13 protein-coding genes are annotated in these 12928 nt (G+C 57.8%); 10 read left to right on the top strand and 3 right to left on the bottom strand.

All coding sequences use genetic code 11. From position 1 onward, the window contains the following. Positions 1 to 485: 485 nt before the first annotated feature. Positions 486 to 1268 (bottom strand): hypothetical protein, encoded by a 783-nt coding sequence (locus ACS5Q1_RS30525; RefSeq protein ID WP_473101730.1) that lies wholly within the window; start codon positions 1266 to 1268, stop codon positions 486 to 488. Positions 1269 to 2269: 1001 nt separating this feature from the next. On the opposite strand from ACS5Q1_RS30525, the gene ACS5Q1_RS30520 reads away from it, so the two are divergent. The 3 genes from ACS5Q1_RS30520 (at position 2270) to ACS5Q1_RS30510 (ending at position 4212) form a co-directional block, all read left to right on the top strand. After that, a complete protein-coding gene (locus ACS5Q1_RS30520) occupies positions 2270 to 2590 on the top strand; it encodes a YMGG-like glycine zipper-containing protein (protein ID WP_473101729.1) in 321 nt (106 codons plus the stop codon). A 324-nt stretch (positions 2591 to 2914) separates the two neighbouring features. Beyond that, positions 2915 to 3088 (top strand): hypothetical protein, encoded by a 174-nt coding sequence (locus ACS5Q1_RS30515; protein WP_473101728.1) that lies wholly within the window; start codon positions 2915 to 2917, stop codon positions 3086 to 3088. Between the two features lie 638 nt (positions 3089 to 3726). Further along, positions 3727 to 4212 (top strand): RNA polymerase subunit sigma-70, encoded by a 486-nt coding sequence (locus tag ACS5Q1_RS30510; protein ID WP_473101727.1) that lies wholly within the window; start codon positions 3727 to 3729, stop codon positions 4210 to 4212. A gap of 403 nt (positions 4213 to 4615) precedes the next feature. Here ACS5Q1_RS30510 and ACS5Q1_RS30505 read toward each other — a convergent pair whose 3' ends face one another. Further along, positions 4616 to 5410 carry a restriction endonuclease gene (locus tag ACS5Q1_RS30505; protein ID WP_473101726.1) on the bottom strand — a complete coding sequence of 265 codons (795 nt, stop codon included), beginning with the start codon at positions 5408 to 5410 and terminating at the stop codon, positions 4616 to 4618. A 1027-nt stretch (positions 5411 to 6437) separates the two neighbouring features. Here ACS5Q1_RS30505 and ACS5Q1_RS30500 point away from each other — a divergent pair. The 7 genes from ACS5Q1_RS30500 to ligD all read left to right on the top strand — a co-directional run bounded on the left by ACS5Q1_RS30500 (position 6438) and on the right by ligD (position 12242). Next, positions 6438 to 6650: a hypothetical protein gene (locus tag ACS5Q1_RS30500; protein ID WP_473101725.1), complete on the top strand. Its 213-nt coding sequence runs from the start codon at positions 6438 to 6440 to the stop codon at positions 6648 to 6650. Between the two features lie 174 nt (positions 6651 to 6824). Continuing rightward, positions 6825 to 7979, top strand: coding sequence for a plasmid replication protein RepC (repC, locus tag ACS5Q1_RS30495; RefSeq protein WP_473101724.1), 1155 nt, complete (start codon positions 6825 to 6827; stop codon positions 7977 to 7979). Positions 7980 to 8074: 95 nt separating this feature from the next. Continuing rightward, the gene (locus tag ACS5Q1_RS30490) at positions 8075 to 8365 is read left to right on the top strand and encodes a WGR domain-containing protein (protein WP_473101723.1); all 291 of its coding nucleotides are present in this window, start codon (positions 8075 to 8077) and stop codon (positions 8363 to 8365) included. 488 nt (positions 8366 to 8853) lie between these two features. Then, a complete protein-coding gene (gene dinB / locus ACS5Q1_RS30485) occupies positions 8854 to 9990 on the top strand; it encodes a DNA polymerase IV (protein WP_473101722.1) in 1137 nt (378 codons plus the stop codon). Positions 9991 to 10176: 186 nt separating this feature from the next. Continuing rightward, positions 10177 to 10767 carry a nucleotidyltransferase domain-containing protein gene (locus ACS5Q1_RS30480; protein ID WP_473101721.1) on the top strand — a complete coding sequence of 197 codons (591 nt, stop codon included), beginning with the start codon at positions 10177 to 10179 and terminating at the stop codon, positions 10765 to 10767. Beyond that, entirely contained in the window at positions 10764 to 11183 is a 420-nt protein-coding gene (locus ACS5Q1_RS30475; RefSeq protein ID WP_473101720.1) for a hypothetical protein, read from the top strand. The genes ACS5Q1_RS30480 and ACS5Q1_RS30475 overlap by 4 nt, the downstream gene beginning before the upstream one ends. A gap of 66 nt (positions 11184 to 11249) precedes the next feature. Beyond that, positions 11250 to 12242 (top strand): non-homologous end-joining DNA ligase, encoded by a 993-nt coding sequence (gene ligD, locus ACS5Q1_RS30470; protein ID WP_473101719.1) that lies wholly within the window; start codon positions 11250 to 11252, stop codon positions 12240 to 12242. Positions 12243 to 12485: 243 nt separating this feature from the next. On the opposite strand, the gene ACS5Q1_RS30465 is transcribed toward ligD, so the two are convergent. Beyond that, positions 12486 to 12928 (bottom strand): hypothetical protein (locus ACS5Q1_RS30465; protein ID WP_473101718.1); only part of this gene is annotated, 443 nt, incomplete at its 5' end.

Genomic DNA, 12928 nt, shown 5'->3' with positions numbered 1-12928 from the left:
AGCGCACAAGGTCTATTCAACAAACCTCGGTAACTTGGACGAAGCACGAACATTTGTCCGGAATCATGCGATTTGACGCAATTTTGCAGCCAATTGTGCTTGGTGTAGCCCTTCAATGGTATTCGCAATCGCAGGTCAGAGGAACGTGCGTTGCCCGACATTCCCGATCATCCATCGACGATAAGCGATACTGCGATGGTTTTGATCTCTTTCGGGTTTCTGATCGCCTCAGGGTTGGTCATCACAAATAAGCTGAACGAGCCTGACGAGCATCGTTCCTACTTTGTCCGGTTTCGCGCGGTTTATTGCACAAACCTTGCGGGTTCTGTCGCAAAATCGGTTTTTACTTGCCAATACTAGCGGTTCCGCGCTGACCGGCTGCTGTAGAATCAACGGCTTAGCGCTGCGGTCACGACGCAAAATGGCGCTGCAAAATGCCTATACTTCGAGTTTGCGACAGAACCTAGATCGATCTTGGATCATCATCAGTTGGCGAAAGATGCGCGGTCCAAGGCAGCACCCGAGTTCATCCCAAACGTCGTTCCTCGGACGCTGGTGGATCCCGTCACGCCATCCGGTGCCGGCATGGCCAGTTTCCCTGTATCGGGACCATTGCTAAGGGGCGCGGAACGGCTCTCCGGATCGAGCTTCGACAGAACGCTGGGATCAAATGGCTCCTCGTGCATTGATCCATCAGCTCGGATGATCGTCTTGATCCCGGTGTCCGCATCAAGAAAAACCGATTTGATCGCAGCCTTTGGGATCTTGTCAGAATGGGTTGCTTCTGCCGAGGCGGCAAGATCGGGTGTCACAGGCTGGGCAGTCGGTATTCCGATTGCGGCTCCCTGATCCTGCTCGCTGACGCGTGTCGGGTTCTCAGCTTTCCCATTGCCAGACTTCGCGGAACTCTCCTCCGTAGCAGTCTGCGCCGCCCGCTGAGCCTTTGTGGCGGCTGCGGCTTGTTCCTGCTCTGCTAGGATCTGATTGAGCTGTGCCTGCGCCGCTTCAGCCTCTCTCTGCGCCTGCGATCCGAAAACGGCAACCAGGGGGTTGCTCGCACGCTCCGCAGCAGCTTTCGCATTGGCTGTTTCTGCAATTTTCGCGACCTCGATCACCTTGCGGGCAGCTGCCGTCTGCCGACGATTGCTGGTGTCGTATGAATAACGCTGGCCGTTGACTTCGTAAAAGACGGTTTTCGCCTCCACGCTACCGATCAGGGTTCCTAGCGCAACCACGGAAGCCCCGAGCGTCGTGAATGTTCTGTTCATACGCAATCCCCTTTCTTGTCGGAGGTAAGAGTCGGTTAGGGATTGCGGCAACACTATGACGGCGATCCAGCTCGTCCATGCACTATCAGAACGTCGCTCTGCGCGGGTTGCGCGCCAAATGGTCAGAAGAAGCCGCCTGCTGACCGAAGTCGCTGGACGTGCACGCCACAATCCAGTGTCATTGTTGTCTCCACCGGATCTTGTTTTCCTACGGCGGTGTCCGTCACAACCCAGACCCAAGTTCAGCTGTTCCTGGCGTTTGCACCGCCAGACATCCCGATGAGAGCGCCAAGGTTTGGAGGAGATGCCACAGCTCGGGACAGTCAGCAAATAAAGGTACCTTCATAATGGGGCATGCTATCGCCCCTACGGCGCCAAGTGCACTCACCACCGATCCGTCGATCGGGTGCGACAAGCAATGGAGTTTTTATCGGTCAGAAGGAGCCCCGGGTGGGTGCTTGGTGCTCATGGGCTTCCGCCTTGCTCGAAGGGATTGTGGCTGCGCCGACTATCAAGCGGATTGGGATTTCTGCGTTGACCGTGATGCAGAAAGAGAATTCGTTGGAGTTGATCGACCCGGCTGGACCTGAGTCAAGGGATGAACCCGCTTGCGTTGCCCTCAAGCGTCGGTCCGGCTAGCTGCTGGGTTTATCTGATTGAGTCCCATTGTCTCAGCCAAGCAGACGAGAATAAAAATGGCCACAGCCATAGCAAAGGCCGCAGTTTGGCTGGCCCACTCGGGTGCGCTACTGGCTAGCGGTCCAAGGATCAGCCCAGATACCAAGAGTGTGAGAAGAGTGCTCCAGAACAGCATCGGCAGACATAGTTCATCATGATGGCCGCGGATGTAGCGCGGTGGTCCTGAACGGCAGCTGTACGGAGGTGGGCAGGCTCGTTTATCGAGCGTTGGAATACGCACCAGCATCCGGCATAATGGTCCTGTGTGTCGGAACCATGCTCTTGGCGCTGAGTTAGCCCAGCAATCGACAAGGGGTTCTTCCATGCGCAACACCGTCATCACATTGGCTTCATTGGCCGCGCTCACGATGTATCCGTCTCTCGCCTCTGCGCAGAACCGCACCGCTGTCGGCGTCGGAACTGGCGCGGTAGCGGGCGCAGTGGTCGGTGGCCCAATCGGTGCGGCTGTCGGCGGCGTGATCGGCGGCGTGATTGGTGCGAGCACGGACCAGCGTCGCTCCCGGGCCTCCCGCAGCAACCGGAAATCATCCTATACGAGTTACAGAAGCAATCGCCGTATGGTGAGGCAGCCCATCCGCCGCGAGGCTCCCTCACGCCGTCGCGAGTTCTATCCACTCGGATAGTCCTGTCTCCCTTCCCTGTGGCCGCACGATACAACGCGCCCGAGTTGCATGTTCCGTCTCGCGAGGGACGTGGTCGGCTCGAATAATCGTGTCGATGTGCCAGCGTGGGATCACGCCATTCCGGACGTTGAATTCTCAGTGATCCAGGCCGCATTTCGGTTCGAAGATGGTGCGGTGGATGCTGCACCTCCCACGCCTGAACGATCATAGCGAGGGGATGTTTCCGTCAGGACTGAGCGTCACTGAAGGGCTCGAGTGCTGGCTCATCGATGCCGCATTTGGGCGCTTATCTCCTGGCCGATTCTGAAACAGGAGGGCTCACCAATGGATTTCTCACAGGCATTACGCATGGCCGAGCGGAACCTGACCGAAGGCGCGAGCCTCGCGGAACTCAGAGAACTCGCCCGTGATCTTCGGGCTCTCACCCCCGACAGCCTTCTCGCCGATCTGATTGAGATCAGGATCCAGGTGATTGAGGGATGTTGGGGCAACGAGTGAGGCCGCAGGAGATCCAAGTCAGACGGCATTGTTAGGGGTCATCGCAGAATCTTCCCGGAAGCCTACGCTAAGCCCCTGTAAGGATCTACGCGTACGAATTTCGGAGCAGGCGAAAGTGATTGCGGGGAAGCCCGCCGGGGAGAGACAGTCCCGATGAAGCTGATAGACGCCAGATGGTGGGGCCTGGGTCAGGCGTTCATCTACCAGACCCTCCTCGGCGGCACATGCTGGAAACCCAATCGAAGTTGGGCGCTAAACGCCATGATTTTCATGCCTTTGCTCACCCCACAGTGAAGGGCTCGGAATAGTCGCAGAATCCTTAGGGTAGGATATCGTGAAGATTCTGCGATGCCCCTAATCGTTGAGGTACCCGCCGCAGTGGCAACGGACTGGGAAAGATACGTGCTTGAACCTGAGCGCTGTTGGTTGCGGCCGTGAGGAACAAATCAACAACCAAGTTGAGGCTGTGGCTTGAAAATCCGAAAGCCCAGACTCATTCTGCTATGGGTCGCTGGAATTCGGTCGATCCCACCAGAAGCCTCTATGGCCGGGCGGAACTGTCTGTCTCCTCTTCTTTGTTCAAAACTTAGTCTGATCCGGTGTGTGGACATCGGAGCAGGAGTTTAGGAGTGTTTCTTTTGACCACTTTGAAGGAGTTTGAAGAAGCTCTTCGCGAGCAGGGCATGCATATGGCCTTGGCCGTCCTTGAGAGGCTGAAGGAACGTGACCGCGCCAAGCGAACGATCCGGCCGGCTCGGCGAGTGTCCGGCAAGAAGATGACACCAGAACTGGCCAGGCGGATCATTGAGCTGAACCAGACCACAGACGTGACCCAGCAGGAGATCGCCTTCCAGCTTGGGGTCAATCAAGGTCGCGTGAATGAAGTGCTCAAACGTGGGAAGTGGCTCACCGAGGATCCTCAATCGGAAGAAGCGAAAGCTCGTGACAAAGCCAAAGCCCGGATGAAGTGGATGAATTCCGAGGACGCCTCAGTCACACGGAAAGAGCCTGTTGTGGCGAAGGCGGAGGAGAGAACAAAGAAGCCAAAGCCGCGCAACTCAGCGCAATTATCGATTGAGGACTTTCTCAGCGGAACGAGCGGCAAGACGCTCCACCGGGATTGACTGCGAGGACTTTGATCAAGCCATCTTCATCAAGTTGGAGCCTGATCCAAGACTTGATCCTGGGAAGTCGTCCGAGCACTCTCTCCTGCTGAATCGCCGCGGATACGCGGCCTTTGGCATAGGATGTCAGATCCATCTGCGGGTTAATGTGACCGAACTCGATCATTTCCTGATGTTGCCTCATGAGTTCATCGATTAGCTCGCGATGAATGTCTGCATGTTGGAGCGACAACAGAAAGAGGTCAGCGGCCCACTGGCAGCCCTAATGATATCTTGGCAGCGGGCTTTGAGCGGGTGAGGTTGGGCGGCTGATGTTTCCATAAATCCAAACGCTTTCGGTCCTAAGACATGGACAGCGGGCTTTGTTTACTGAGCAATAGCAGGAGTGGCCATCACACAAATATCAGTGAGCACTACGCTCTAGGCGGTTTATCCTGTCTCCCATCCCGGCCAGTTCCGTGTGGTGCATTAGCAGCACTCTGTTCTTATGCGCGAGTTGGTGAGCCGACTTGGTAAAGACCGAATTGGTAACGACTACCGCATAGATGGCATCCTGGAAGGCAGCGGCGGCATAGGCCTCCTGAACGGCCTTGTTGCCAACGCTGCCGTTGTAGAACTTGCACTGGATGACAACCCGTCTGTCGTCCTTCTCCGCAATGATGTCGGCGCCTTGGTCACCTGACCCAGGAGTGAGCGCTGCACGCCAACCCGCTTCCTGCAGGATCTCCCGGCAGTAGAGTTCAAACTCCCTACCGGTCATGAGGTCATCCACCCCATCAGTTGGTTCGGCCGGATGGTACCGATTGATGATCCTGTTGATCCGTGCCCTGAGGCGGGCGTTATGGAGCTTTGGGTCGTCGGCCAGGAGATGATCGATTTTCCTGCGCTGGAACTCCGGCAAGATCGTCTTCTTGATGAAGGTGTTGAGGTGTTTGTCCCAGGTGTCTTCCGACACGTTCCCATATTCGTCTGGCGATAATAGATGGGCACGCTTCGTTGCCAGTGTCCGGACATGCGTCAAGGCGGCCCGGTCGGTGAGATCGAAGATCAGGACAAGCGAATGGACCTTTGTCAGACGTAAGAAGAGCAGCAGTGCAAGCCCAGTCCAAGCGGCAACCGGCTGCAGGTATAGGCCGATCCCGAATAGACAGAGCAGCGCAACGCTGAAGGTCTTATGTCTCCAGAGGTAGCGAAACATTCCCTTTCCCACGCCAGATGGCAGTCATCACCATGATTGTCAGCCATCCTCGATAGCCGGCCGCGGTTACCGTCGCCTTCCCAACGAGGTGAACCGTAGGGAACCCACAAGAATATTTCAGTGCTCTATCGCCTAGCGCATCGTGCGGAAAAATGGTTCCGGCTTTCCGCACCGACGATGCTCTAAGGTCTCACCTGCTACCATTTCAGAGGCACCGGGTCACTTCGTCTTCCCCATGAAGGTCTGAGATAAGCCTGTGCGAAGGATATGTCATGGCTTCATTGCCATCGCCTCCTCGGAGGTCCTGCCTCTGTCCTCCTCGCCCATCAGAACATCACAGAGATCTCTAATCCGGTCGACGTCGCGGTAGTCGTGCAACACGGAAAAGGGAATGAAGGCTCCACTGTCGATTGGCTCCTTCGCGCTGCGTAGGAGTGGCCTAAGACGCTTACGCAGGTGGATTGTCGTACTCAATCGCGGCGACGCCTGGCACGGCGCCCGCTATGGCACTGGGTGAGAATGAGGGCGACTATTTCCTCGCGCCCTGCGTTAAGGTCAACGTCATAAGATGCGCGCCACCGGGGTTCACGCGGACGTCGGCCTCTGTGTCATCCATCCTCATCCTCGGAAAATTCGACACCGCATAGATAAGGGACTTCCACAAGCGACCGAGACGACTCCGATAACCGTCGACCTAGAATCTAGCTCAAATATTTAAGGGCTTCTTCGGTTCCACTACCAGTCATTAACCATGCCGGCGTTCCAGCTCCCGAATCGTCAGGCCGGATCGCGAGTCGAGCTTCAGTCCCAATACTACGCGACAACGAATCAAGTGCGTAACTTGAAATAGCCCGGAACCAGGGATTTACATGCGAATTGATTCGCTCTTCTGAGCTAAATGATTCTGGCATAAGAAGTTTCCCACCGCTGAATCGATCTATTGTGAATGGATTCTTGACGCGCGACTCCACAGCCAACTCAGAATCGGGCAATCCTCGTATCGCTACGAGTATCATGGGTGGACGAAATGGCTGATGCAGCGAGTCGGAAGCGGGCTCAACGTCTCCGTCAAACCCGCCGCGAGCGGGGGGACCGGGAAACCAATGTTTGGCTTCCTCGGGAAATCGGCACTGCTATCGACGAAGCCGTCGAGCGCGGGCTCTTCCCCTCTCGCCAAGTCGCCATCACCCAAGCTCTCGAGGCAGTCTTTGTTCGCAAGGAGCGAAACGTCGTGACGTAAACCAGGCAAAGCAAAAGGCCCACGAAGCTGGAAACTTCGAGGGCCTTTGGAGACCCACCGAGGGGTGGGCATTCGGAAACTTAAGCACCTTCCTTATGCCATCCCAACAAACTGACTGTCAAGAGCATCGGTTTCGGTGAACGCTCCCGCTTTGCCCTCAACATGGAGGGTACGATGCAGCTTGCATCGTCAGGAGGCCGGCGGCTGAGACATGCCGCTCTGGTCGCAAGAGAACTTGCGCTCGAAAGTGGGCGCACGGTAACGCGAAAAGAACTATCTGCGGCAGCTCGCGAGGCCGCCAAGGCCCTGGAATTGCGGACCGGACCCCGGTCAGTTCTGTCCGAGCTCGTCGCCTGCTGGGGCGAGCAGGAATGGGAGCGGCTGCTGGTCTGGCCGTCGAACGACTACCTAGTCAGCCGCACGGGGATGTCCGAGAGGGGGATCCGCAAGGCATTCCGTGTCCTCATCGACCAACAACTGATTGTCCCCAAGGAATCTCCCAACGGGAAACGCTACGCCGTTAAGGACTTAGCCGGTGAGGTCGTCGACGCTTTCGGCTTCGACCTGACACCCGTCTACGCCAGGCGAGGGGAGTGGGCCGAGCGTCTGATCGAGCAGAAACAGGCTCGGGAAGCCCGCAAGCGCACCTTTGACGAGATCACGATCGCTAGACGGGCCGCACAGGAGGCGCTCAGGAGTCTGGCACAAGAGCACCCTGATCTGGATCGCTCCGACCTTGAGGATCGGCTTCGAGGGCTGTTGGCCCGGACACCGTTGCGCAGCACGAAGGCGATGCCGATCGACATTCTGGACGAGTGGAAATCCCTCAGGAGTGCGTGTGAGGAATCTTATTATCGAGCAGGCTATGGCGGAACTCAGTACCGGCACACTAATAACAACAACGGATCTCCTAGCGAGCCTTGCAACAAGGGCTTTCCGAAGAAAGCTGAGGCGGTTCGTTCAACCGAACAACCCGCAGAGCACCTATCACCGGAATTGATCCTTGAGGCCTGCCCCACCCTCAGCGACTACGGCCAGCCCGTGCGGGATCTGGCCGACATCGTCTCGGCCGGCCGCTACCTGCGCGCCTCGCTCGGGGCGCATGAGAGCGCCTGGGCCGAGGCGGTGGAGGATATCGGCACGGTCAGGGCGGCGATCGCCGTGATCTACGTGCTGCAGCTCTATGAGGACGATGCCGCCAAAAACGGCGGCGAGAGCCGGATCAAGAACCCGGGCGGCTACTTCCGCGCGCTCACCCGCATGGTCAAAGCCGGCAAGATCGACCTCGCCGTCGAACTCCTGGCCATGCGGAGGCGCAGAATGTCATAGGGAGCGGCAGGGGCATCACGGATGTGAATCGTTGGCGCGCAAAGGATTCATGACTTTGATTGGACTGCGTCCAGGGGCCCGCGCAACACTGGCGCATGGCTCACGATACGGTCCACTACCTCGTCCTGCACCGGTGCGATCCGACCTGCAACATGGCTCGCTACTATGTACTCGCGATCGAACCTAGCCTATTTGGGGATACCACCCTGATCCGTGAATGGGGCCGCCTTGGCCGACCAGGCCAGCGCAGGGTTGAGCTCTACGAAAACCGGGCATGCGCCGTGGAGGTCCTTGAGACCTGGCTCCAGCGCAAGCGGCGACGTGGCTATCTGCTACACGGCGGGGAGGGCAGGGGTACCAGGGAGCCTGGATCGGCCTTAGCGTAGGATCTTGAGCAGTTCTTCGACGGCCTCAGTTTCCTTGAGACTGCCTCTCTCGTATTGGCGCAGTACGTCCCTGATCTGAGCGCGCTTTGAGCGTGAGCTGCCAGCTTGCTCATCATGGGCGGTTGCTTGCCTTTGAAGTACAGGCGGCTATGCAGGTTTGTGGAAGTAGGTCTGAGCTTTTGCAGAAGTTTCATGATCGGCATTCGTCGTAGATGCCTCAAAATGATCGAGGAACGAATTGCGCAGTTCCCCACCCTCGACGGACTCTGCCTTCATGCCGCGTACTCCCGTCCATAGCCGCCAGATACCCGCGAGGGCAGCCAGAGGCTGGTCCGTGTTGAGAGCAAACTAGACCGAGTATGGGAGATGACAGGTTGTCGGAGTTACTGTGGATTGCCGTACCCGGCTGGATCAAATGTTCTCTGTTTGTGCTAGGTTGTGGCGTACAGCATACCATCGCAGGGTAACAAGGGAGACCGTAGCGGCCGATGTTGGATGAAGCTTTCAACATTGCAGAGAGCGATGGTCCAGCTGAATCCGTGGTTCCGGCCAGTGCGGCGCAACGGCGGATCGTTCATGTGGATCTCGACGCCTTCTATGCCAGTGTTGAGCAGCGGGACAATCCTGAGCTGCGCGGCAAGCCAGTTGCCGTGGGAGGGTCCCGCGAGCGGGGAGTGGTCGCGGCCGCCAGTTATGAGGCCAGGCGCTTCGGCGTTCATTCGGCCATGCCCTCTGTCACAGCACGCCGAAAATGCCCTGAGCTGATTTTCGTCAAGCCGCGGTTTGACACTTACCGGGAGGTGTCGCGACAGATCCGGGAGATCTTTTACGAGTACACGTCTCTCGTAGAGCCACTGTCCCTGGATGAGGCCTATCTTGATGTGACCGAGAACCTCAAGGGTATTCCATACGCCACTCAGGTGGCTCGTGAAATCCGGGTCAGGATTTACAGGGAGACGCATCTCACCGCTTCAGCTGGGATCAGCTTCCAGAAGTTCCTGGCCAAAATGGCGTCGGATCAGAACAAGCCGAATGGTCAGTTCGTCATCACCCCAGACGCAGCGCCGGCATTCCTGGAGGCCCTGCCCATTGCAAAATTTCATGGCATTGGTCCGGCCACGGCCAGGAAGATGAGCGAACTCGGCATTTTCACTGGCGCCGACCTCAAAGCGCAGAGCCTCGAGTTCCTGCAGGAGCGCTTTGGTAAGGCTGGTACTCATTATTACTGGATCGTCAGGGCCATCGACAATCGGCCAGTCCAGCCAGACAGGATCCGCAAGTCAGTTGGCGCCGAGAACACCTTTGGGACGGACCTGACAGGCGTTGACGAGATGAAGGCCGCCCTTCTGCCAATCATCGAGAAGGTCTGGAGATATTGTGAACAGACAGGTGTCCGCGGTCGAACGGTGACCCTCAAAGTGAAATTCTCGGACTTCCAGCAAATCACCCGCAGCCGCACTCTGACCGGCTATGCCGAAAATCGGAGATGGCTTGAGCACGCCGCCTTCGACCTGCTGCAGGCCTTGTTTCCGCTTGATAAGAGCGTCCGGCTGCTGGGAGTTTCCCTATCAGGGTTGAATACGGAAGCGGAAACCGAAAGTCCGCAACTGACATTGGCCGTGTAGTCAGCTACGCCTTAGATTTGCAGGCCCGACCGGATGGCAGTATAGCCGCATTGCAAGAGACAACTGAAGTTGTTATAAGGAAACTTGAGTTTCTACAAGGCAACTTCGGTTTCTATGCCCAACAGGCCTCCACAGCAAGGATTCTTCCGGTATCCACTCTCAACCATCTTGGCGAATGAGGGGCACGTGCGGATCCTGCGCGAACTCAGCCGCCATGGCGGGGAACTTCCAGTCACGGCACTGGCTCAAAGGACTGGGCTGTCCAAACCAGGTGTTCGAAAGGCTCTGGAGGCCCTTGCTGCGAGCGACGCCGTGTCGGCTGTCGGATCAGGCAAGACAGTGCTGTACCGCATCGGTCCGCACCCCATCATGAGCGCCGTCGGGACGTTATTCGAGGAGGAGGAAAAGCTCTATGCGGATGCCACCATCGAGCTGAGGGAGGTGGTGAACCGCCAGGACGACGTCCTCGCGGCATGGATTTACGGCAGCGTTGCCCGCGGAGAGGAACGGCCCGGCAGCGATCTCGACGTCGTGCTCGTAGTCAATGCGCCCCCGGATGCCGTGGCGGAGAAGGTGAGGGAGGCCATCGCGGCTTCCCGTGGCCCCTTTGCCATCCCCGTTTCCATCATCGGCCTCGCGGCGAAGGAAGTGCTTACCCTCGCGAAGGGGGATCCTTGGTGGAGCAACGTCGTCAGCGAGGCCAGGACATTGAAGGGGGACCGGCCCGAGGTTCTTGCTCGCAAGCTCGCCTCCCGGCGGAAGGATATGACCCCATGACCCGCAAGGGCTCCTCCAAGTCTGTCGACCCAGCCTTTGCTCACGGACGCCTTGAGAACGCCCGCGCCTACCTTACAGCGGCGGTCGACTTACTCGAACTCACGGACTCCGGGAGCAACACGAACCCAATCCTCTCCCACGTGGTGACGGCAGCGATCGGATACGCGGACGCCTTGACGGCCAAGTACGGCGGATCCATCAACCAGAAGGACCACGCGGGCATCGTCAGGCTCCTACGAGATGCGCTCGGAAATCGCCTGCCCCTGAAACAGGCCCGTCGGCTGGAAGCGATCCTCGGCATAAAAGACGAGGTTCAGTACGGGGTGCGGAGCGGGCGGCACTCGGAAGCCGCAAGGCTCGTCAGCGAGTTGAAGGAGTTTGCCGCGTGGGCTGAGGACGAGTTTGGGAGGGCGTAGCCTCTCAAGAAGCCCGCAGAGGGAGGATGGGGAACCTGCTTACGCTCGGGTAGTTTGCTCCTCGCTATGGCAAAGGCACAACCCAAACTCAGCCGATCCACGAGAGCGCGCCAGGCGAAGCTCCCTGAGCGCATCCCCGTCGAACTCGCACTGCTCGAAAAGCATGCTCCCGAGGGGGAGAACTGGCTTCACGAGATCAAGTGGGACGGCTACCGCATGCTGGCCCGGATCGAGGATGGCAGAGCACTCCTTGTAACTCGGAACGATCAGGTCTGGACTGCTCGCTTCCCCGAACTGACCAAGGCATTCGAGGCCTTTGCCAGGCCCGGGACAGTGTTCGATGGAGAAATCGTCAGACTGAAGCAGGATGGCATCAGTTCGTTCGCTTCGCTTCAAGAGGCACTCTCGAACGAGGAAACGGGCGACCTGTTCTATTACGCCTTCGACCTGCTGTTCCTCGATGGTGTTGACCTTCGGGCGTCGGCGCTTGAGAGCCGAAAGCAACTTCTTGCTGGGGCATTAGAAAATGCTCCAGACAATATCCGACTGAGCGAGTACCGGCTCGGAGGTGGAAAGGAGTTCTTCGCTAAGGCTTGCACCCTGAGACTCGAAGGGATCATCTCAAAACGACGAAATTCCCCTTATTCAGGAACCCGAAGTTCTGACTGGCTGAAGGTGAAATGCCTTAACACCGAGGAATTCGTCATCATCGGCTACACTGAACCTCAGCGATCGCGAGTCGGCTTCGGCGCGCTCCTCGTTGGCTACTACACACCGTCGGGTGTGCTGACATATGCCGGCAAGGTTGGGACGGGCTACTCACGCGAATTCCTCGAGGCGTTTCAGGCTCGGCTGAAGCGGATCGAGCAGGACAAGCCGACAGCAGCTCTACCGAAGGGGATCTATATGCGAGCCCCTGTGCACTGGGCGAAGCCGCGGTACCTGGCTCAGGTCGAATTCACTGAGTGGACGCGGGACCAAATTCTGCGTCACCCGGCTTTTCTAGGTCTTAGGGAAGATAAAGATCCGCGCGAGGTGGTGATCGATCGTCCACTTTGAACGAACCGAGGAGCGGATCCCATAACGACAGCGGCCGTCAGAAGTGGACCGCCGAGTTCCGGTACGTCGCTTCCTTGGTCCTGATCGGTCCTTGCAGGCAATCTTGCAGGACAAGCCAGAGCCGGTCCTTGCCGCTGATTCCTGCCTCTCTACCAAAGAGTAGGCCGACCTCTGGCGTGTGCAGGCCGATATGGAACTTTTCCCTTTTGGAATTTCGCAACCAGTGCTTCGGGAGTGAAACGCCTAATCGCTGCTACCGTCTGAGTTATAGTAATCCGCCAAATGTGCGTTGATGTCGTCCCGCTCAGGGCGTCGGCCTCGGTGATGAGCCTTCTTCTTCCGATGGATCTTCTGATCGCTTCCGATCACAGTCACAATACTCCGATCCTTCACGCGAAACTGGATACCGTTGACAGTAATCGTCGACGCCCCGTGCTCAATGCCCTTCGCGACGCCATCGGTTAGGATTTCCCGCCTCAAAGCATCGACGTCGATCCCGAACACCCGTTCGACATATCGCAGTAAGGCATGGTCAGTGATACGGATGTCCTCTGTCGGACGGGAGCGTCGCTCGACCTCGGCGAGGAGGGAACGACGCGTCGCTTCCATCTGCGCGACCTCACCTTGCAGGGCCGTCATTTCTCTTTGATGCTCCGAAATCCGACCGTGAATCATCTCGATCTTGG

The sequence above is a fragment of the Microvirga sp. GN3 genome, assembly GCF_055792825.1.
This window is presented reverse-complemented; position numbering and strand designations above follow the sequence as displayed.

Excerpts from the sequence above, each read along its gene's own strand:
- ACS5Q1_RS30525 (WP_473101730.1), bottom strand. The coding sequence starts at position 1,268 with ATGAACAGAACATTCACGACGCTCGGGGCTTCCGTGGTTGCGCTAGGA.
- ACS5Q1_RS30520 (WP_473101729.1), top strand. The coding sequence starts at position 2,270 with ATGCGCAACACCGTCATCACATTGGCTTCATTGGCCGCGCTCACGATG.
- ACS5Q1_RS30515 (WP_473101728.1), top strand. The coding sequence starts at position 2,915 with ATGGATTTCTCACAGGCATTACGCATGGCCGAGCGGAACCTGACCGAA.
- ACS5Q1_RS30505 (WP_473101726.1), bottom strand. The coding sequence starts at position 5,410 with ATGTTTCGCTACCTCTGGAGACATAAGACCTTCAGCGTTGCGCTGCTC.
- ACS5Q1_RS30500 (WP_473101725.1), top strand. The coding sequence starts at position 6,438 with ATGGCTGATGCAGCGAGTCGGAAGCGGGCTCAACGTCTCCGTCAAACC.
- repC (WP_473101724.1), top strand. The coding sequence starts at position 6,825 with ATGCAGCTTGCATCGTCAGGAGGCCGGCGGCTGAGACATGCCGCTCTG.
- ACS5Q1_RS30490 (WP_473101723.1), top strand. The coding sequence starts at position 8,075 with ATGGCTCACGATACGGTCCACTACCTCGTCCTGCACCGGTGCGATCCG.
- dinB (WP_473101722.1), top strand. The coding sequence starts at position 8,854 with ATGTTGGATGAAGCTTTCAACATTGCAGAGAGCGATGGTCCAGCTGAA.
- ACS5Q1_RS30475 (WP_473101720.1), top strand. The coding sequence starts at position 10,764 with ATGACCCGCAAGGGCTCCTCCAAGTCTGTCGACCCAGCCTTTGCTCAC.
- ligD (WP_473101719.1), top strand. The coding sequence starts at position 11,250 with ATGGCAAAGGCACAACCCAAACTCAGCCGATCCACGAGAGCGCGCCAG.